Raw genomic sequence first — 21,781 nt, forward strand, 5'->3', positions numbered from 1 at the left:
ACATGAGCTTCTCGACTCTTCACCCCCGGGGGATGGCGTAAATGGCGAACGAGGAGAAGTACCTCGACTACCTCAAGCGGGCCACGGCCGACCTGCGCGAGGCGCGGCGGCGGCTGCGCGAGGTCGAGGAGCGCGAGCAGGAGCCCATCGCCATCGTCGCGATGAGCTGCCGCTACCCGGGCGGCGTCAGCACCCCCGAGGAGCTGTGGGACCTCGTCGCCCGCGGCGGCGACGCCGCCACGCCCTACCCCGCGAACCGCGGCTGGGGCACCGACGTCCTCTTCGAGCCCGACCCGGAGAGCGGACACGACGCCTACCTCCGCGAAGGCGGCTTCCTGCACGACGCCGCCGACTTCGACCCGGCGTTCTTCGGCATCTCGCCGCGCGAGGCCCTCGCCATGGACCCGCAGCAGCGGCTGCTCCTGGAGACCACCTGGGAGGCGTTCGAACGCGCGGGCATCGACCCGGACACGCTGCGCGGCAGCAAGACCGGTGTCTTCGCCGGGGTGATGTACCACGACTACGCCGCCCGCCTGTTCTCCGTACCCGAAGACGTCGAGGGCTTCCTCGGCAACGGCAACTCCGGCAGCATCGCCTCCGGCCGCGTCGCCTACACCTTCGGCCTCGAAGGCCCGGCCGTCACCATCGACACGGCATGCTCGTCGTCGCTGGTCGCCCTGCACCTCGCCGCCCAGGCCCTGCGCCGTCAGGAGTGCACGCTCGCCCTGGCGGGCGGCGTCACCGTCATGTCCACCCCCGGCACGTTCACCGAGTTCAGCCGCCAGCGCGGACTCGCCATCGACGGCCGCTGCAAGTCCTTCGCGGCCGCCGCCGACGGCACCGGCTGGGGCGAGGGCGCGGGCATGCTCCTGCTGGAGCGGCTGTCCGACGCCCGCGCCAACGGCCACCGGGTACTCGCCCTCGTACGCGGCAGCGCCATCAACCAGGACGGCGCCAGCAGCGGCCTCACGGCCCCCAACGGCCCGTCCCAGCAGCGGGTCATCCGCCAGGCCCTGGCCGGAGCCCGCCTCTCCGCCGGCCAGATCGACGCCGTCGAGGCGCACGGCACCGGCACCACGCTCGGCGACCCGATCGAGGCCCAGGCCCTGCTCGCCACCTACGGACGCAACCGCACGCCCGAGCAGCAGCCGCTGTGGCTCGGCTCCGTCAAGTCCAACCTCGGCCACACGCAGGCCGCCGCGGGCGTCGCCGGGATCATCAAGATGGTCATGGCGATGCGGCACGGCGTGCTGCCCCAGACCCTGCACGTCGACGCGCCCACTACGGCCGTCGACTGGACGGCGGGCGCCGTCGAGCTGCTGACCGAGGCCCGGCCGTGGCCCGAGACCGGCCAGCCGCGCCGCGCCGCCGTCTCCTCGTTCGGCATCAGCGGCACCAACGCCCACACCATCATCGAGCAGGCCCCGGACGAGGCGCCGTCCTCGGCCGCCGGGGCACCGGCCCCGGCGGCCGAGGAGGCGGACACCCCCGGCCCGGCGCCCGCCGCCGCGCTGCCCCTGTGGACGCTCTCCGCCAAGACCCCCGCGGCGCTGCGCGCCCAGGCCGAACGCCTCCGCGCGCACGTGGAGACCCACCCCGACCTGCCCCTGGCCGACCTCGGCTACTCCCTGGCCACCGGCCGCGCGACCTTCGAACACCGTGCGGCCCTGGTCACCGACGACCGCGACGGCCTGCTGCGGGGCCTGGACGCGCTGAGCCGGGAGGAGCCCGCGACCGGCCTGGTCCAGGGCACGGTGACCGGCGGCAAGGTCGCCTTCCTGTTCACGGGGCAGGGGAGTCAGCGGCTGGGGATGGGCCGTGGGCTGTATGAGGCGTATCCGGTGTTCGCTGAGGCGCTGGACGCGGTCTGCGCCGAGCTGGACCCCCATCTCGAACGTCCGCTGAAGGGCGTGCTGTTCGGCGAGGACGCGGCTCTGCTGGATCAGACGGGGTATACGCAGCCGGCGTTGTTCGCTGTTGAGGTGGCGCTGTTCCGTCTGGTCGAGGCGTGGGGTCTGAAGGCGGACTTCCTGTCCGGGCACTCGATCGGTGAGCTGGCCGCCGCCCATGTCGCCGGGGTGCTGTCCCTGGCGGACGCGTGCACCTTGGTCGCCGCCCGTGGGCGTCTGATGCAGGAACTCCCGGCCGGTGGCGCGATGATCGCGGTCCAGGCGTCGGAGGCGGAGGTCCTGCCGCTCCTCGACGAGCGGGTGAGCATCGCCGCCCTCAACGGCCCGACCTCCGTGGTCGTCGCCGGTGACGAGGACGCGGCGCTGGAGGTCGCGGCGCGGTTCGAGGCCGAGGGCCGGAAGACCAAGCGGCTCGCCGTCAGCCACGCGTTCCACTCACCTCGCATGGACGGCATGTTGGAGGCGTTCCGTGCGGTCGCGGAGGGGCTGTCGTACGAGGCCCCGCGCATCCCGATCGTGTCGAACCTGACCGGCGAGGTGGTCTCCGCAGAGGAGATCACGACCGCCGACTTCTGGGTGCGGCACGTGCGGGACGCGGTCCGCTTCCTCGACGGCGTGCGGACGCTCGCCGCGAAGAACGTCACGACCTACGTGGAGCTGGGCCCCGACGGCGTCCTCACCGCCATGGCGCAGGACTGCCTGCCCGAGAGCGACGCGACGTTCGTGTCCCTCCTGCGGGCCGGACGGCCGGAGATACGGAGCCTGGCCACCGCCGTGGCCGGGGCCCATGTCCACGGTGTCTCCCCGGACTGGAACGCGGTGTTCGCCGGGACGGACACGACCCGTACGGACCTTCCGCTCTACCCCTTCCAGCGCGCGACCTACTGGCTCGACGCCGGATATCTGACGGGCGATGTCGCCTCCGCCGGGCTCGGCGCCGCGGACCACCCGCTGCTGGGCGCCGCCGTGGCCCTCGCCGACACCGACGGCTTCCTCTACACCGGCCGACTGGCCCTCGACACCCACCCGTGGCTGGCCGATCACACGGTCGCGGGTTCGGTGCTGCTGCCCGGTACGGCCTTCGTGGAACTGGCGGTCCGGGCCGGTGACCAGGTCGGCTGCGATCTGCTGGAGGAGCTGACGCTGGAGGCCCCGCTGGTCCTCCCCGAGGTGGGCGGGGTCCAGCTCCAGCTGTCGGTGGGCGCGCCGGACGGGTCGGGCCGGCGTGTGCTGTCGGTGTACTCGCGGTACGAGGACGCGGAGGTCGAGGAGCCGTGGATGCGGCACGCCTCGGGCGTGCTGGCCTCCGGCGCCCCGGCCGCTGACGTCGACCTGAGCGTATGGCCCCCGGCGGGCGCCGAGGCGCTGCCGGTCGACGGTCTCTACGAGGGACTGGCCGAGGCCGGACTCGCGTACGGCCCCGTCTTCCAGGGGCTCACCTCCGCCTGGCGGCGCGACAACGAGGTCTTCGCCGAACTGACACTGCCGGAAGAGGTACGTTCCCAGGCCCCGGCCTTCGGTCTGCACCCGGCGTTGCTGGACGCGGCGTTGCACGCGGTGGGTTTGGGCGGCCTGGCCGGGGACGGCGAGGGCGCGCGTCTGCCGTTCTCGTGGGCGGGTGTCGCACTGCACGCGGTGGGCGCGTCGGTGCTGCGGGTGCGGCTGTCGCCGGCGGGTACGGGCGACGCGGTGGCGCTGGCGGTGGCTGATGGGGCCGGCCGTGCGGTGCTGTCGGTGGACTCGCTCGTCCTGCGTCCGGTGTCGGTCGAGCAGATCGACGGGGCGCGGGGTGGACGGCAGGAGTCGCTGTTCCGCCTGGACTGGACGGAGCTGCAAGCCGAGCCCGCCTCGGGAACGGTGCTGGTGCGGTCCGCCCTGGTGGGCTCCGGCCGCCCGAACCTGGCCGCGGCCCTGGCCGGGGACCGTGTCGAGACGTACCCGGACCTGGCCGCGCTGATCACGGCCGTCGACTCCGGCACCGCAATGCCGGACGAGGTGCTCGTCCAGCTCACGGAGACCGGAACGGAGACAGCCGGCCCAGGAGCGGTGCACGCGGCCACTGCCGAGGTGCTGGCCCTGCTCCAGCAGTGGCTGGCCGATGAGCGCTTTGCCGACGCCCGCCTGGTCCTGCTGACCTCGGGCGCGGTGGCGGCTGGAACTGACGAGCCGGTGCGGGACCTGGTGCACGCGGCCGTCTGGGGCCTGGTGCGTTCCGCGCAGTCCGAGAACCCGGGCCGCTTCGTCCTGGTCGACGTGGCCGACGACGAAGAGGCGTCGCTTGCGGCGCTGCCTGCCGCCTTGGCGGCCGAAGAACCCCAGATCGCCGTACGCGGCGGTGTGCTGCGGGCGCCGCGTCTGGCGCGGGTGCCGAACGTGGCCGACAGCGCCGCCGCGGCTACGTGGGACCCGGACGGCACGGTGCTGGTGACGGGCGCGAGCGGGCAGTTGGGCGGTCTGTTCGCCCGGCATCTGGTCGCGGAGCGCGGCGTACGGCGGCTGCTGCTGGTCAGCCGCCGGGGCGCGGAGGCGCCGGGCGCGGCGGAGCTGGCCGCTGAGCTTTCCGCGCTGGGCGCCGAGGTGGCCTGGGCGGCGTGCGATGTGGCCGACCGAGGCGCGCTGGCCGGGGCCCTCGCGGCGATTCCGTCCGAGCATCCGCTGACGGGTGTGGTGCACACGGCCGGTGTGCTGGACGACGGCGTGATCGGTTCGCTGACGCCGGAGCGGCTGGCCGCTGTCCTGCGTCCGAAGGTGGACGCCGCCTGGCACTTGCACGAGCTGACCGAGGGCCTGGACCTGTCGGCGTTCGTGCTCTTCTCCTCCGCCGCCGGGGTGTTCGGCGGCGCCGGACAGGGCAACTACGCCGCCGCCAACACCTTCCTCGACGCCCTCGCCCAGCACCGCAGGGCGCGCGGTCTGGCGGGTACGTCGCTGGCGTGGGGCCTGTGGGCCGAGTCCGGCGGCATGGCCGGCGCGCTCGACGACGCCGACGTGACCCGGATGAACCGGGGCGGCGTCACGGCACTGACCGCCCCGGAAGGCGTCGAGCTGTTCGACGCCGCCGAGCGGGTCGGCGAGGCGCTGCTGGTCCCGGTGCGTATGGACCTGGCGACCGTGCGGGCACAGGCGCGGCGCTCCGGGGACGTCGCCCCGCTCATGCGCGGCCTGATCCGCGTATCGGGACGTCGTACGGCGGAGGGCGCTGATGAGGCCGTCGGCACGCTGGCCCGGCGGCTGGCCGGCCTCGGCGAGACCGAACGGCTCGACGCCCTGCTGGAACTGGTCCGTACCCAGGTCGCCGCCGTCCTCGGCCACGACTCGACCGACGCCGTCGAAGCGGGCCGGGCCTTCAAGGAACTGGGCTTCGACTCCCTCACGGCCGTCGAACTCCGCAACCGCGTGAACGCGGCCACCGGGCTGCGGCTGCCCGCCACCCTGATCTTCGACTACCCGACGTCCCTCGTCCTCGCCGAGCACCTCGGGGACGAACTCGTCGGCGGCCACGCCCCGATGGCGCCGGACGCGCCGCGGCCCGGCGGGGCCGGGGCCGACGAGGAGCCGATCGCCATCGTCGCGATGAGCTGCCGGTTCCCGGGCGGAGTCCGTACCCCCGAGGAGCTGTGGCGGCTCCTGGCCGGGGGCGAGGACGCGATCTCCGGGTTCCCCGACGACCGCGGCTGGGACCTGGACGCGCTGTACCACCCGGACCCGGAGCACCCCGGCACCTCGTACACCCGCGAAGGCGGCTTCCTGCACGACGCCGCCGGCTTCGACCCCACGTTCTTCGGCATCTCGCCGCGCGAGGCGCTGGCCACCGACCCGCAGCAGCGGCTGCTCCTGGAGATCTCCTGGGAGGCGTTCGAGCGGGCGGGCATCGACCCGGCCACGCTGCGCGGCAGCAAGACCGGTGTCTTCGCGGGCGTGATGTACCACGACTACGCCTCCCTCGTGGAGCAGTCCCCGGACGGCGGCGGCGAAGGCGCGCTCGGTTCGGGCAGCACCGGCAGCATCGCCTCCGGCCGTGTGGCGTACACCTTCGGCCTCGAAGGCCCGGCGGTGACGGTGGACACGGCGTGCTCGTCGTCGCTGGTCGCGCTGCACTGGGCGATCCAGTCGCTGCGGCAGGGCGACTGCACACTCGCCCTGGCGGGCGGCGTGACGGTGATGGCCACCCCCGGCACGTTCATCGGCTTCAGCCGCCAGGGCGGACTGTCCGCCGACGGCCGCTGCAAGGCGTTCTCGGCCGCCGCGGACGGTACGGGCTGGTCCGAGGGTGCGGGCATGCTGCTGGTGGAGCGGCTGTCGGACGCCCGCAGGAACGGCCATCCGGTGCTGGCGGTCGTGCGCGGCTCGGCGGTCAACCAGGACGGTGCGAGCAACGGTCTGACCGCGCCGAACGGACCGTCGCAGCAGCGGGTGATCCGGCAGGCGCTGGCCAGTGCCGGGCTGTCGGCCGCCGAGGTGGACGCGGTGGAGGCGCACGGTACGGGGACGACGCTGGGCGACCCGATCGAGGCGCAGGCACTCCTGGCCACGTATGGCCAGGAGCGGGACGGCGACCGGCCGCTGCTGCTCGGCTCCGTCAAGTCGAACATGGGCCACACGCAGGCCGCCGCCGGTGTCGCGGGGATCATGAAGATGGTCCTGTCGATGCGGCACGGTGTGCTCCCGCGGACCCTGCACGCGGCCGAGCCCTCCCCGCACGTCGACTGGTCGGCGGGTGACGTCCGGCTGCTGACGGAGTCGGTGGCGTGGCCGGAGACCGGCCGCCCGCGCCGCGCGGGCGTGTCGTCCTTCGGCATCAGCGGCACCAACGCCCACACGATCATCGAGCAGGCGCCGGATGACGTCCGGGCGGAGACTTCGGATGACGCGGCTGCTCCTGTGACGCCGTGGCTGCTGTCGGCGAAGACCGCCGACGCGCTGCGCGCGCAGGCCGTACGGCTCCTCGCCCACGTCGACGAGAACGCGGACATCGCCCTGGGCGACCTCGGCTACTCACTCGCGACGGGCCGGGCACGCTTCGACCACCGCGCGGCGGTCGTCGGCGGGAACCGGGACGGTCTGCTGGCGAGCTTGGCGGCGCTGGCGGAGGGTCGCGGTGCGGCTGGTGTCGTTGCGGGCACGGTCGTGGCGGGCAAGGTGGCGTTCCTGTTCACGGGGCAGGGCAGCCAGCGGCTCGGCATGGGGCGTGAGTTGTACGAGGCGTATCCGGTGTTCGCGGGGGCGCTGGACGTGGTGTGCGCGGAGCTGGACCGGCATCTCGAACGTCCGCTGAAGGGCGTGCTGTTCGGTGAGGATGCCGGGCTGCTGGATCAGACGGGGTATACGCAGCCCGCGTTGTTCGCGGTCGAGGTGGCGTTGTTCCGTCTGGTCGAGGCGTGGGGCCTGAAGGCGGACTTCCTGTCGGGTCATTCGATTGGTGAGCTGGCGGCCGCGCATGTGGCGGGTGTGCTGTCGTTGGCGGACGCGTGTGCGTTGGTGGCGGCTCGTGGGCGTCTGATGCAGGAGCTGCCGTCTGGTGGCGCGATGATCGCGGTGCAGGCGTCGGAGGCGGAGGTGCTCCCGCTGCTCTCCGACCGGGTGAGCATCGCCGCCCTCAATGGTCCGGTGTCGGTCGTCATCGCGGGTGATGAGGACGTGGCGTTGGAGGTCGCGGCGCGGTTCGAGGCGCAGGGCCGGAAGACCAAGCGTCTGACCGTGAGCCACGCGTTCCATTCGCCTCGTATGGACGGCATGTTGGAGGCGTTCCGTACGGTCGCGGAGGAGTTGTCGTACGAGGCGCCGCGGATCCCGATCGTGTCGAACCTGACCGGCAAGGTGGTCTCCGCTGAGGAGATCACGACCGCCGACTTCTGGGTGCGGCACGTCCGTGAGGCCGTCCGTTTCCTTGATGGCGTACGGACCCTCGAAGCGCAGGGTGTGGCGACGTTCGTGGAGTTGGGCCCGGACGGGGTGCTGTCCGCGATGGCGCAGGAGTGTGTCACCGGTGAGGGCGGCGTCTTCGTGCCCGTACTGCGCGGCGGCCGTGCCGAGGCGGAGACGCTGACCACCGCTCTCGCGCGGGCGCATGTCCGGGGTGCCACGGTGGACTGGGACGCCTACTTCGCCGGTACGGGCGCGGGCGCGGTGGCCGTCGCGCTGCCGACGTACGCCTTCCAGCGTGAGCGCTACTGGCCGGAGGTGTCGGCGTACGCCCTGAGCGGTACCGCGGGGCTGGGACAGACACCGGTCGACCACCCGCTGGTGGGCGCCGCCGTCGCGCTGGCCGACGCCGATGGGCTGCTGCTCACGGGGCGGCTTGGGCTGGACTCGCACCCGTGGCTGGGCGATCACGTGGTGATGGGTTCGGTGCTGCTCCCGGGCACGGCCTTCGTGGAGCTGGCGGTCCGGGCCGGTGACCAGGTCGGTTGCGATCTGCTGGAGGAACTGACCTTGGAGGCGCCGCTGGTGCTCCCTGAGGTGGGTGGCGTTCAGCTTCAGCTGTCTGTGGGTGCGCCGGAGGCGTCGGGGCGCCGTGCGTTCGAGGTCTATTCGCGGCGTGAGGAGTCGGTTGGCGACGAGCCGTGGACGCGGCACGCGACGGGTCTTCTGGCCACCGGCGCCCCGGCCGCTGACGCCGACCTGGGCGTGTGGCCTCCGGCAGGTGCGGAGGCGCTGCCCATCGAGGGCCTGTACGAGGGCCTGGGCGAGGCCGGGCTGGTCTACGGGCCGGTGTTCCGGGGGCTGAGGTCCGCGTGGCGGCGTGGCGGCGACGTGTTCGCGGAGCTGGCGTTGCCCGGGGAGGCCGATGCGGGGCTGTTCGGCCTGCATCCGGCGTTGCTGGACGCGGCGTTGCACGCGGTGGGTCTGGGCGGCCTGGTCGGGGATGGTGGCGCGGGTGCGCGTCTGCCGTTCTCGTGGGCTGGTGTGTCGCTGCACGCGGTGGGTGCGTCGGTGCTGCGGGTGCGGTTGTCGCGGGCCGGTGCGGATGCGGTGGCGTTGGCGGTCGCTGATGGTGCCGGTCGTGCGGTGCTGTCGGTGGACTCGCTCGTTCTGCGTCCGGTGTCGGTCGAGCAGATCGACGGGGCGCGGGGCGGACGGCAGGAGTCGCTGTTCCGCCTGGACTGGGCCGATGTGGCCACTTCCGTATTGGATGGCGTTCAGGGCGCCGGCCGCTGGGCTGTCCTGGGGGCGGACGTCTTCGGGCTCACCACGGCGGGCTCGGGTTCCGATGTGGCGGTGTACGCGGACCTCGCGGCGCTGGCCGGGGCGGTCGAGGCCGGCGGCGGGGCGCCGGAGGACGTCCTTGTCGCCTTCGCCCCTGGGGCCGAGCCGGATGCGGATGCGGTGCACGCGGCCACTGCCGAGGCGCTGGGGCTGGTGCAGGCGTGGTTGGCCGATGAGCGTTTCGCCGACAGTCGTCTGGTGCTGCTGACGTCGGGTGCGGTGGCCGCGAGCGTGGGTGAGTCGGTCGATGACCTGGCCCGCGCCGCTGTGTGGGGTCTGGTGCGTTCGGCGCAGTCGGAGAATCCGGGCCGTTTCGTACTGGTGGATGTGGACGCGGATGACGCGGCGTCGTTGGCGTTGCTTCCCGCTGTCCTGTCCTCGGGTGAGCCGCAGGTCGCAGTGCGTGGTGGTGCGGTGCGTGTGCCGCGTCTGGCGCGCGCTGCCGCCGATTCCGGGTACGAGGCGCCTGCGCTGGCGGTCGAGGGTACGGTGCTGGTGACGGGTGCGAGCGGGCAGCTGGGTGGCCTGGTCGCCCGGCACCTGGTGGCGGAGCGGGGCGTACGGCGTCTGCTGCTGGTCAGCCGCCGGGGTGTGGACGCGCCGGGAGCGGCCGAACTGGCGGCTGAGTTGGTCGCGTTGGGTGCGGACGTGTCGTGGGCGGCGTGTGATGTCGCGGACCGTGAGGCGCTGGCCCGGGTGCTGTCCGGGGTTCCTGCCGAGTGCCCGCTGACGGGTGTGGTGCACACGGCCGGTGTGCTGGACGACGGCGTGATCGGTTCGTTGACGCCGGAGCGGTTGGCCGCGGTCCTGCGTCCGAAGGTGGACGCGGCGTGGCATCTGCACGAGCTGACACAGGACGCTGATCTTTCTTTCTTCGTGCTGTTCTCGTCGGCTGCGGGTGTGTTCGGCAATGCCGGACAAGCCAATTACGCGGCGGCCAATGCCTACTTGGACGCATTGGCGCAGCATCGCAGGGCGCGGGGTCTGGCGGGTTCGTCGCTGGCGTGGGGTCTGTGGGCCGATGGCGACGGCGACGGGATGGCGGGTGAGCTGGGCGATGCCGATGCGTCCCGGATGAGCCGGGGTGGCGTCGCGGCGCTGTCCGCCGCCGAGGGCCTGGAACTCTTCGACGCCGCCGGCCGCACGGACGAGGCCCTGCTCGTGCCGATGCGCCTGGACATGGCCACGCTGCGCGGGCAGGCGAGTGCGGACTCACTGCCCCCGCTGCTGAGCGGGCTCGTCAGGACACCCGCACGTCGTACGGCGGAGGGTGTCGCAACCGCTGGTGGTGCGCTGGCGCGGCGGCTGGCCGGGCTCGGCGAGGCCGAGCAGCTCGCCGTCCTGCTGGAGCTGGTCCGTACGCATGTCGCGACCGTGCTCGGATACGCCGATCCGACCACGGTCGAGGCCGACCGTTCCTTCCGTGAGCTGGGCTTTGACTCGCTGACGGCTGTGGAGTTGCGGAATCTGGTGGGTGGGGCGTGTGAGTTGCGGCTGCCTGCCACGCTGGTTTTCGACTATCCGACGCCGGTGGTGCTGGCGGAGTTCTTGCGTTCGGAGATCGTGGGGTCGGTGGCGGAGGCCGCCGGGCCGATGGCGGTCCGGGCTCTGGACGATGACCCGATTGCGATCGTGGGTCTGGGCTGTCGTTATCCGGGTGGTGTCCAGTCGCCGGAGGATCTGTGGCGGCTGGTGATGGAGGGCCGGGACGCGATTTCGGAGTTCCCGACCGACCGTGGCTGGGACCTGGACGCGCTCTACCACGAGGACCCGGAGCACTCCGGCACGTCCTATGCCCGTGAGGGCGGATTCGTCGATGAGGCCGGTCATTTCGATCCGGGTTTCTTCGGGATTTCGCCGCGTGAGGCGCTTGCCATGGATCCGCAGCAGCGGTTGCTGCTGGAGACGTCGTGGGAGGCGTTCGAGCGCGCGGGAATCGACCCGGTGGCGCTGCGGGGGAGTAGGACCGGTGTCTTCGCGGGCGTGATGTACCACGACTACGCCTCGCTGCTGGAGCGGGTGCCCGAGGGAGTCGAAGGATTCCTGGGTACGGGTAATGCGGCCAGCGTGATCTCGGGTCGTCTGTCGTACACGTTTGGGCTTGAGGGTCCGGCGGTGACGGTCGACACGGCGTGTTCGTCGTCGTTGGTGGCGCTGCATATGGCGGTGCAGGCGTTGCGTAATGGCGAGTGTGAGTTGGCGTTGGCCGGTGGTGTGACGGTGATGGCGACTCCGGCGGCGTTTGTGGAGTTCAGTCGTCAGCGTGGGTTGGCGGCTGATGGGCGGTGCAAGGCGTTCTCGGCCGACGCGGACGGTACGGGGTGGTCTGAGGGTGCGGGCATGCTGCTGGTGGAGCGGCTGTCGGACGCCCGGCGTAACGGCCATCCTGTGTTGGCGGTGGTGCGCGGCAGTGCCATCAACCAGGACGGTGCGAGCAACGGGCTGACCGCGCCGAATGGTCCCTCCCAGCAGCGCGTCATCCGGCAGGCGTTGGCGAACGCGGGCCTGAGCGCCGCCGATGTGGATGTGGTGGAGGCGCACGGTACGGGTACGACGTTGGGCGACCCGATCGAGGCGCAGGCGCTCCTGGCCACCTATGGCCAGGAGCGGGTGGAGGGCTCGCCGCTGCGGCTGGGTTCCGTCAAGTCGAATATGGGTCATACGCAGGCGGCTGCTGGTGTTGCCGGCATCATCAAGATGGTCATGGCGATGCGCCATGGCGTGCTGCCCAGGACGTTGCATGTTGATGAGCCGTCGCCGCACGTCGACTGGTCGGCGGGTGATGTCGAGCTGCTGACGGAGTCGGTGGCGTGGCCGGAGACGGGGCGTCCGCGTCGCGCGGCGGTCTCGTCGTTCGGGTTCAGCGGGACCAACGCCCACACGATCATCGAACAAGCCCCGGAGGCCTCGGACGCGGACGACGCCACCTCGCGCGATACGGCGCCGGTAGCCCCGCCCGTGACGCCGTGGCTCCTGTCGGCGAAGACCGCCGACGCGCTGCGTGCCCAGGCTGCGCGGCTCCTCGCCCACGTGGGCCGGGACACGGATGTCGTCCTTCCCGACCTCGGCTACTCGCTCGCGACCGCACGCGCCGCTCTGGAACACCGCGCGGCGCTGGTCGCGGCGGACCGCGCCGGGCTGCTGACGGGCCTGGAGGCGCTGGTCGAGGGCCGCAGCGTGGCTGGTCTCGTCGCGGACGTCGCTGTCGCGGGGAAGCTCGCCTTCCTGTTCACGGGGCAGGGGAGTCAGCGGCTGGGGATGGGCCGTGAGTTGTACGAGGCGTATCCGGTGTTCGCGGAGGCGCTGGACGCGGTGTGTGCGGAGCTGGACGCGCACCTGGAACGGCCGCTGCGCGATGTGCTGTTCGGTGAGGATGCCGGGCTGCTGGATCAGACGGCGTATACGCAGCCGGCGTTGTTCGCTGTTGAGGTGGCGCTGTTCCGTCTGGTCGAGGCGTGGGGCTTGAAGGCGGACTTCCTGTCCGGGCACTCGATCGGCGAGCTGGCCGCCGCGCACGTGGCCGGGGTGCTGTCACTGGCGGACGCGTGCACGATCGTCGCCGCCCGTGGCCGTCTGATGCAGGAACTCCCCGCCGGTGGCGCGATGATCGCGATCCAGGCGTCCGAGGCGGAGGTGCTCCCGCTGCTCTCCGACCGGGTGAGCATCGCCGCCCTCAATGGTCCGGCCTCTGTCGTCATCGCCGGTGACGAGGACGCGGCGCTGGAGGTCGCGGCGCGGTTCGAGGCGGAGGGCCGGAAGACCAAGCGGCTCGCCGTCAGCCACGCGTTCCATTCGCCTCGTATGGACGGCATGTTGGACGCGTTCCGTGCGGTGGCCGAGGGGCTGTCGTACGAGGCGCCGCGTATCCCGATCGTGTCGAACCTGACCGGTGGCGTGGTCTCCGCAGAGGAGATCGCCACCGCCGACTTCTGGGTGCGGCACGTGCGGGACGCGGTCCGCTTCCTCGATGGTGTACGGACGCTCGAAGCCCAGGGCGTGACCACCTTCGTCGAACTGGGCCCGGACGGGGTGCTGTCCGCGATGGCGCAGGAGTGCGTGACCGGTGAGGCCGCCGCGTTCGTACCCGCCCTGCGCAGGGACCGGGCCGAGGCCGAGGCGCTGACCACGGCCCTCGCCCGTGCGCACGTCCGTGGCGTGCCGGTCGACTGGGCGGCGTACTTCGCCGGGACCGGCGCCCAGCGCGTCGACCTGACCGACTTGCCCACCTACGCCTTCCAGCGCCGCCGCTACTGGCCGGAGGTGTCCTCCTTCGGCACGGGCGGCACCGAGGGTCTGGGACTGGCGTCCGTGGACCACCCGCTGGTCGGTGCGGCGGTGCCGCTCGCCGGTGGTGAGGGGCTGCTGCTGACCGGTCGCCTGTCGGTGCAGTCGCACCCGTGGCTGGTCGACCACGCGGTGATGGGCTCGGTGCTGCTTCCGGGCACGGCCTTCGTGGAGCTGGCGATCCGCGCCGGTGACCAGGTCGGCTGCGACCACCTGGAAGAGCTGACCCTGGAGGCGCCCTTGGTGCTTCCTGAGACGGGCGGCGTCCAGCTCCAGCTGTCGTTGGGCGCGCCGGATGCGTCCGGGCGCCGCGTTTTCGAGGTCTACTCGCGGCGCGAGGACGCCGTCGCGGACGTGATGTGGCTGCGCCACGCCACCGGCGCCCTGGTGGACGGCGCGCCGTCGGCCGCCTTCGACCTGGGGGTGTGGCCTCCGGCGGGGGCGGAGCAGGTTGGTACCGATGGTCTGTATGAGGGGCTGGCGGAGCTCGGTCTCGCCTACGGGCCGGTGTTCCGGGGGCTGAGGTCTGCCTGGCGCCTGGATGGCGACGTGTTCGCGGAGCTGGCGTTGCCCGAGGGGACCGATGCGGGTCGGTTCGGGTTGCATCCGGCGTTGTTGGATTCGGCGTTGCATGCGGTGGGGCTGGGTGGTCTGGTCGGGGATGGTGGCGCGGGTGCGCGTCTGCCGTTCTCGTGGGCTGGTGTGTCGCTGCATGCGGTGGGTGCGTCGGTGCTGCGGGTGCGGTTGTCGCGGGCCGGTGCGGATGCGGTGTCGTTGGCGGTTGCCGATGGTGCCGGTCGTGCGGTGCTGTCGGTGGACTCGCTCGTTCTGCGTCCGGTGTCGGTGGAGCAGATCGACGGGGCGCGGGGCGGACGGCAGGATTCCCTGTTCCGCCTCGACTGGACCGACGTGGCTGCCGACGCATCGAACGTGGTCCAGGACGTCGCCCGCCGGGCCGTCCTCGGGGCGGACGTCTTCGGGCTCGCCACGATCGGCGGCTTCGGCTCCGATGTGGCGGTGTACGCGGACCTCGCGACGCTCGCCGAGGCGGTCGAGTCCAGCGGTGAGGTGCCGGACGACGTCCTCGTCGCCTTCGCCCCGGTGACCGACGCGGGCACGGGCGCGGACGCGGTGCACCGAGCCACGACTGAGGCTCTGGCGCTGGTGCAGGCGTGGTTGACCGATGAGCGGTGGGCGGATGCCCGGCTCGTCGTGCTGACGTCGGGTGCGGTGGCCGCGAGCGCGGGCGAACCCGTGACCGACCTGGTGCACGCGGCGGTGTGGGGTCTGCTGCGCTCGGCGCAGGCGGAGAACCCGGGCCGTTTCGTCCTGGTGGATCTGGACGACGCCGATGACGCGGCGTCGCTGCGTGCGCTGCCCGCCGCCCTGACGGCCGACGAGCCGCAGGTCGCCCTACGCGCCGGATCGGTGCGCGCGCCGCGTCTGGCGCGCGCCGCCACGGACAGCGGGCGGGAGCTGCCCGAGCCCGCTGCCGAGGGCACGGTGCTGGTGACGGGTGCGAGCGGGCAGCTGGGCCGTCTGTTCGCCCGCCACCTGGTGGCGGAGCGTGGCGCGCGACGGCTGCTGCTGGTCAGCCGCAGGGGCGCCAACGCCCCCGGCACCACTGAACTCTCCGCTGAACTGGCCGCGTTGGGCGCCGAGGTGACGTGGGCCGCCTGTGACGTGGCGGATCGGGAGGCGCTGGCCGGAGTGCTGGCCGCGATCCCGGTCGAGCACCCGCTGACGGCTGTGGTGCACACCGCCGGTGTGCTGGACGACGGCGTGATCGGTTCGCTGACGCCGGAGCGGCTGGCCGCGGTGCTGCGGCCGAAGGTGGACGCGGCGTGGAATCTCCATGAGCTGACGCGTGATGCCGATCTTGCCGAGTTTGTGCTGTTCTCGTCTGCCGCCGGTGTGTTCGGTAACGCGGGTCAGGGCAGCTACGCGGCGGCGAACGCCTTCCTGGACGCGTTGGCGCAGCACCGCAGGGCGCGGGGTCTGGCGGGTTCGTCGCTGGCGTGGGGGCTGTGGGCCGACGGCGACGGTATGGCCGGTGAGTTGGACGAGGCTGATCTGTCCCGGATGAGCCGGGGTGGTGTCGCCGCGCTGTCCGCCGCCGAGGGCCTGGAACTCTTCGACGCCTCGTGCCGTACGGACGAGGCCCTGCTGATTCCGGTCCGTATCGATCTCGCGGCGGTACGGGCCCAGGCAGGCGCCACGGGCGCGGTCGCGCCGCTCATGCGCGGTCTGATCCGCGTACCGGGACGGCGTACGGCGCAGACTTCGGGCACCACCGGTGCGTTGGTGCGGCGGCTGGGCGGCCTCGGCGAGGCCGGGCAGCTGGAGATCCTGCTGGAACTGGTCCGTACCCAGGTCGCCGCCGTCCTCGGCCATGACTCCGCCGACTCCGTGCAGCCGCACCACTCCTTCCGTGAGCTGGGCTTTGACTCGCTGACCGCGGTGGAGTTGCGGAATCTGGTGGGTGGGGCGTGTGAGTTGCGGCTGCCCGCGACGTTGGTTTTCGACTATCCGACGCCGGTGGTGCTGGCGGAGTTCTTGCGCTCGGAGATCGTGGGGTCGGTGGCGGAGGCCGCCGGGCCGATGGCGGTCCGGGCTCTGGTGGGGGCACCTCCCAGCGGCAGCGCTGGGGGAGAGCCGATCGCGATCGTGGGTCTGGGTTGTCGTTATCCGGGTGGTGTCCAGTCGCCGGAGGATCTGTGGCGGCTCGTGATGGAGGGCCGGGACGCGATTTCGGAGTTCCCGACCGACCGTGGCTGGGACCTGGACGCGCTCTACCACGAGGACCCGGAGCACTCCGGCACCTCATACACCCGCGAAGGCGGATTCGTGGACGGCGCGGGATTCTTCGACGCGGCCTTCTTCGGGATTTCGCCGCGTGAGGCCCTTGCCATGGATCCGCAGCAGCGGTTGCTGCTGGAGACGTCGTGGGAGGCGTTCGAGCGCGCGGGAATCGATCCGGTCGCGCTGCGGGGGAGCAGGACCGGTGTCTTCGCGGGCGTCATGTACCACGACTACGCCTCCTCGCTGCCGACACTGCCGGAAGGCGTCGAGGGGTTCGTCGGTACGGGTAATGCGGCGAGTGTGATTTCGGGTCGTTTGTCGTACACGTTTGGGCTTGAGGGTCCGGCGGTGACGGTGGATACGGCGTGTTCGTCGTCGTTGGTGGCGCTGCATATGGCGGTGCAGGCGTTGCGTAATGGCGAGTGTGAGTTGGCGTTGGCCGGTGGTGTGACGGTGATGGCGACTCCGGCGGCGTTTGTGGAGTTCAGTCGTCAGCGTGGGTTGGCGGCTGATGGGCGGTGCAAGGCGTTCTCGGCCGACGCGGACGGTACGGGGTGGTCTGAGGGTGCGGGCATGCTGCTGGTGGAGCGGCTGTCGGACGCCCGGCGTAACGGCCATCCTGTGTTGGCGGTGGTGCGCGGCAGTGCCATCAACCAGGACGGTGCGAGCAACGGGCTGACCGCGCCGAATGGTCCCTCCCAGCAGCGCGTCATCCGGCAGGCCCTCGCCAACGCACAGCTTTCCATGGCCGACATCGACGTGGTGGAGGCGCACGGTACGGGTACGACGTTGGGCGACCCGATCGAGGCGCAGGCGCTCCTGGCCACCTACGGCCAGGAGCGGCCGGAGGGCAGGCCGCTGCGGCTGGGCTCCTTCAAGTCGAACGTCGGTCACACGCAGGCCGCGGCCGGTGTCGGCGGCATCATCAAGATGGTCATGGCGATGCGCCATGGCGTGCTGCCGAAGACGTTGCATGTTGATGAGCCGTCGCCGCACGTCGACTGGTCGGCGGGTGATGTCGAGCTGCTGACGGAGTCGGTGGCGTGGCCGGAGACGGGGCGTCCGCGTCGCGCGGCGGTCTCGTCGTTCGGGTTCAGCGGCACCAACGCCCACACGATCATCGAACAAGCCCCGGAGGCCTCGGACGCGGACGACGCCACCTCGCGCGATACGGCGCCGGTCGCCCCGCCCGTGACGCCGTGGCCGCTGTCGGCGAAGACCGCCGACGCACTGCGTGCCCAGGCCGCCCGACTGCACGCGTACCTGGACGACCGTCCGGACATCGCGCTCTCCGACCTCGGCTACTCGCTGGCGACCACGCGCACGTCGCTGGACCGCCGCGCGGTACTGATCGCGGGGGACCGGGGCGGGCTCGCGGCGGGCCTGGCGGCACTGGCCGCTGGTGAGCCCGTCCCGGGCCTGGTCGAGGGCTCGGTGGCCGAGGGCAGGACGGCGTTCTTGTTCACCGGCCAGGGGAGTCAGCGGTTGGGGATGGGCCGTGAGCTGTACGACGCGTATCCGGTGTTCGCGGAGGCGCTGGACGCGGTGTGCGCGGAGTTGGACGGGCACCTTGAGCGGCCGTTGCGGGATGTTCTGTTCGGCGAGGATGCCGGGCTGTTGGATCAGACGGGGTATACGCAGCCTGCGTTGTTCGCTGTTGAGGTGGCGCTGTTCCGGCTGGTCGAGGCGTGGGGTCTGAAGGCGGACTTCCTGTCCGGGCACTCGATCGGTGAGCTGGCCGCCGCCCATGTCGCCGGGGTGCTGTCCCTGGCGGACGCGTGCACCTTGGTCGCCGCCCGTGGGCGTCTGATGCAGGAACTCCCGGCCGGTGGCGCGATGATCGCGGTCCAGGCGTCGGAGGCGGAGGTCCTGCCGCTCCTCGACGAGCGGGTGAGCATCGCCGCCCTCAACGGCCCGACCTCCGTGGTCGTCGCCGGTGACGAGGACGCGGCGCTGGAGGTCGCGGCGCGGTTCGAGGCCGAGGGCCGGAAGACCAAGCGGCTCGCCGTCAGCCACGCGTTCCACTCACCTCGCATGGACGGCATGTTGGAGGCGTTCCGTGCGGTCGCGGAGGGGCTGTCGTACGAGGCCCCGCGCATCCCGATCGTGTCGAACCTGACCGGCGAGGTGGTCTCCGCAGAGGAGATCACGACCGCCGACTTCTGGGTGCGGCACGTGCGGGACGCGGTCCGCTTCCTCGACGGCGTACGGACCCTCGAAGCCCAGAAGGTCACCACCTTCGTCGAGTTGGGTCCGGACGGGGTGCTGTCCGCGATGGCGCAGGAATGCGTCACCGGCGAGGACGCCGCCTTCGTACCCGTCCTGCGCAAGGACCGGCCCGAGGCGGAGACGGCGACCACTGCCCTCGCCCGGGCGCACGTCCATGGCGTGACCGTGGACTGGGCGGCGTACTTCGCCGGGACCGGCGCCCAACGCGTCGACCTGACCGACTTGCCCACGTACGCCTTCCAGCGCCGCCGCTACTGGCTGGAGGCTCCCGCCGGAGCCGTCGGGGACGTGGCCTCGGCCGGGCTCGGGGCCACGGACCATCCGCTGCTGGGTGCGGCGGTGGACCTGCCGGACTCGGACGGTGTCCTGTTCACCGGGCGGCTGTCCCTGCAGAGCCACTCCTGGCTGGCCGACCACGCCGTCATGGACACCGTGCTGCTGCCCGGAACGGCCCTGGTCGAGCTGGCGATCCGCGCCGGTGACCAGGTCGGCTGCGACGTGCTGGAGGAACTGACCCTCGAAGCGCCGCTCATCCTGCCGGAGCGGGGCGCGGTGCAGCTGCGGGTCGTCGTGGGGGCACCTCCTGGGGGAGGCCGCGCTGGGGGAGAGCCCGACGCGTCCGGCCGACGCGGGTTCACCGTCTACACCCGGCCCGAGGACGCGGCGGCCGAAGAGCCGTGGCTCCGACACGCCGCCGGGGTGCTCGCCGCCGCCGGGAGTGCGGCGGCCGCTCAGACCGGGCTGGAGGTCTGGCCTCCGGCAGGTGCGGAGCCGGTCGACGTCGACGGTCTCTACGACCGCCTCGCCGCCCTCGGACTCGGCTACGGGCCCGTGTTCCAGGGCCTGCGGGCCGCCTGGCGGCACGGCGACGACGTGTACGCGGAGGTCGCCCTCGGCGAGCAGCAGCAGGGCGACGCCCGCGCGTATGGGCTGCACCCGGCGCTGCTGGACGCCGCCCTGCACGCCGTCAGCCTGGGGGCACCTCCCAGCGGCCGCGCTGGGGGAGGCTTCTTCCCGCGCGACGACGAGGCCGCCGGGCGGGCCCGGCTGCCGTTCGTGTGGGACGGGGTGCGGCTGCACGCGGTCGGCGCGGCCGCGCTGCGGGTGCGGGTCTCCCCGGCCGGGCACGGCGCGGTGTCGCTGGCGATCGCCGACGAGGCCGGTGCGCCGGTCGCCTCGGTCGATTCGCTCGCGCTCCGGCCGCTCGACGCCGACCAGTTCACCGCCGCGCGCGGCGGGCACCACGAGGCGCTGTTCGCCCTCGACTGGGCCGCCCTGCCCCTGCCCGCCCCCGCCACGGAGCCGGCGCCCCCGGCCGACTCCGGCACGTGGGCCGTCCTCGGCGGCGGCAGCGAACTCAAGCTGGCGGACGTCCTGTCGGGCGCGGGTGTCGAGGCCGAGACGTACGCGGACCTGGCCGCGCTCGCCGAGGAGGTGGACACGTACGGCGTCGCGCCGGAGGTGGTCCTCCTGCCATGCGTACCGGACTTGACCGCGCTCGCCCACACGCCCGCCGCCGTGCACGCGGCCACCGGCCGTGTGCTGGCCGTCGTCCGGGAGTGGATCGCCGACGAGCGGTTCGCCGACTCCAGGCTGGTGCTGCTCACGCGCGGTGCGGTGGCCGTAGGCGCCGACCAGACGGTGGACGATCTGACGCACGCCGCCGCCTGGGGCCTGGTCCGCTCGGCGCAGGCCGAACACCCCGGCCGTTTCGTGCTCGTCGACATCGACGGGGCCCACGGCTCCCTCCAGGCGCTCCCGGCGGCGCTGGCCTCCGACGCGGAGCCGCAACTGGCCGTACGCGCCGGGGCGGTGTACGCGCCCCGTCTGGCACGGGTGCCGTCACTCCCCGACGTGACCGCCGACGCGAACGTTGAGACGACCGTCGACGCGACCGCCAGTGTGACGGCCGACGCGACCGCTGAGACGACCACCGCGACCGTCGGCGCGACCGCCCCCGCGTTCGACCCCGACGGCACCGTGCTGGTCACGGGCGCCTCCGGCACCCTCGGCGGGCTGCTGGCCCGGCACCTGGTGACCGAGCGCGGCGCGCGGCATCTGCTGCTGACCAGCCGCCGGGGAGCCGATGCCCCCGGCGCCGCCGCCCTGAGCGACGAACTCTCCGCGCTCGGCGCCCAGGTGACCATCGCCGCCTGCGACGCGGCCGACCGTGACGCGCTCGCCGCGCTGCTGGCCGCCGTACCGGCAGCCCATCCGCTGACCGCCGTGATCCACTCCGCCGGAGTGCTGGACGACGGCGTCATCGACGCGCTGACTCCGGAGCGGCTGAGCCGGGTTCTGCGGCCGAAGGTGGACGCGGCGTGGCACCTGCACGAGCTCACCAAGGGCATGGACCTGTCCGCGTTCGTGCTGTTCTCCTCCGCGGCCGGCGTCTTCGGCAACCCGGGGCAGGGCAACTACGCGGCGGCGAACACCTTCCTCGACGCGCTCGCCCAGCACCGCCGCGCCCAGGGCCTGCCCGCCGTATCGCTGGCCTGGGGCCTGTGGGACGACGACGAGGGCGGCATGGCGGCCACCCTCGGCACCGCCGACCGGCACCGCATGAACCGCGGCAGCATGGCCGCGCTCGGCGCCGCCCAGGGCCTGGCCCTGTTCGACGCCGCGGGCCTTGCCGACCGGGCCGTGCTGATCCCCGCCGCGCTGGACATCGCCGCGCTGCGCACCCAGGCCGGGGCGCCCGGTGCCGTGGTGCCGCCGCTGCTGCGCGGGCTGATCCGTACCCCGGCGCGGCGCACCGCGGCCGGTGGCGGCGGTACGGGCGGCGACGAGGCGGCGAGCCTGGTGGACCGGCTCGCGGGCCTGTCCCCGGCCGAGCGCGACCGCTACCTGCTCAACCTGGTCTGCGCCCAGGTGGCCACCGTCCTCGGACACAGCGGCGCGGCGGCCGTCGAACCCGGCGCGGCCTTCAAGGAACTGGGCTTCGACTCGCTCACGGCGGTCGAGCTCCGCAACCGGCTGGGCGCGGCCACCGGGCTCCGGCTGCCCGCCACGCTGATCTTCGACTATCCGACTCCCGGTGCCCTGGCCGACCACCTGCGCGCGGCGCTTCCGCAGGACGCGCACGGCGGCGGTCCGTCCGTGTTCGGCGAACTCGACCGTCTCGAAGCCGCCCTGGCCGCGGCCACCGGCGACAGCGTCACCCGGTCGCGGATCACGATGCGCCTGCAAGCCCTCATGGCGAAGTGGAACGACGCCCAGGACGCGACGGCCGATGGTGCCGGCGAGGACGAAGACCTCGCATCGGCGACCGACGACGAACTCTTCGACCTGCTCGACGACGAGCTCGGCTCCTCCTGAACGGGAGCGCACCGACCAGATGAGCACGACCT

General features: G+C 72.7%; 1 protein-coding gene. It reads left to right on the forward strand.

Translation table 11 applies throughout. The features are described 5' to 3' along the window. Nucleotides 1–41 precede the first annotated feature (41 nt). The gene (locus tag ACQUSR_RS21800; protein ID WP_431044273.1) at nucleotides 42–21,749 is read left to right on the forward strand and encodes a type I polyketide synthase; all 21,708 of its coding nucleotides are present in this window, start codon (nucleotides 42–44) and stop codon (nucleotides 21,747–21,749) included. Nucleotides 21,750–21,781: the final 32 nt, after the last annotated feature.

The sequence above is a fragment of the Streptomyces sp. P1-3 genome (assembly GCF_050613155.1).
In the GTDB taxonomy this organism is placed as follows: Bacteria; Actinomycetota; Actinomycetes; order Streptomycetales; family Streptomycetaceae; genus Streptomyces.

What these genes read in the sequence shown, in the direction of transcription:
- ACQUSR_RS21800 (WP_431044273.1), top strand. Translation starts at nt 42, where the DNA reads ATGGCGAACGAGGAGAAGTACCTCGACTACCTCAAGCGGGCCACGGCC.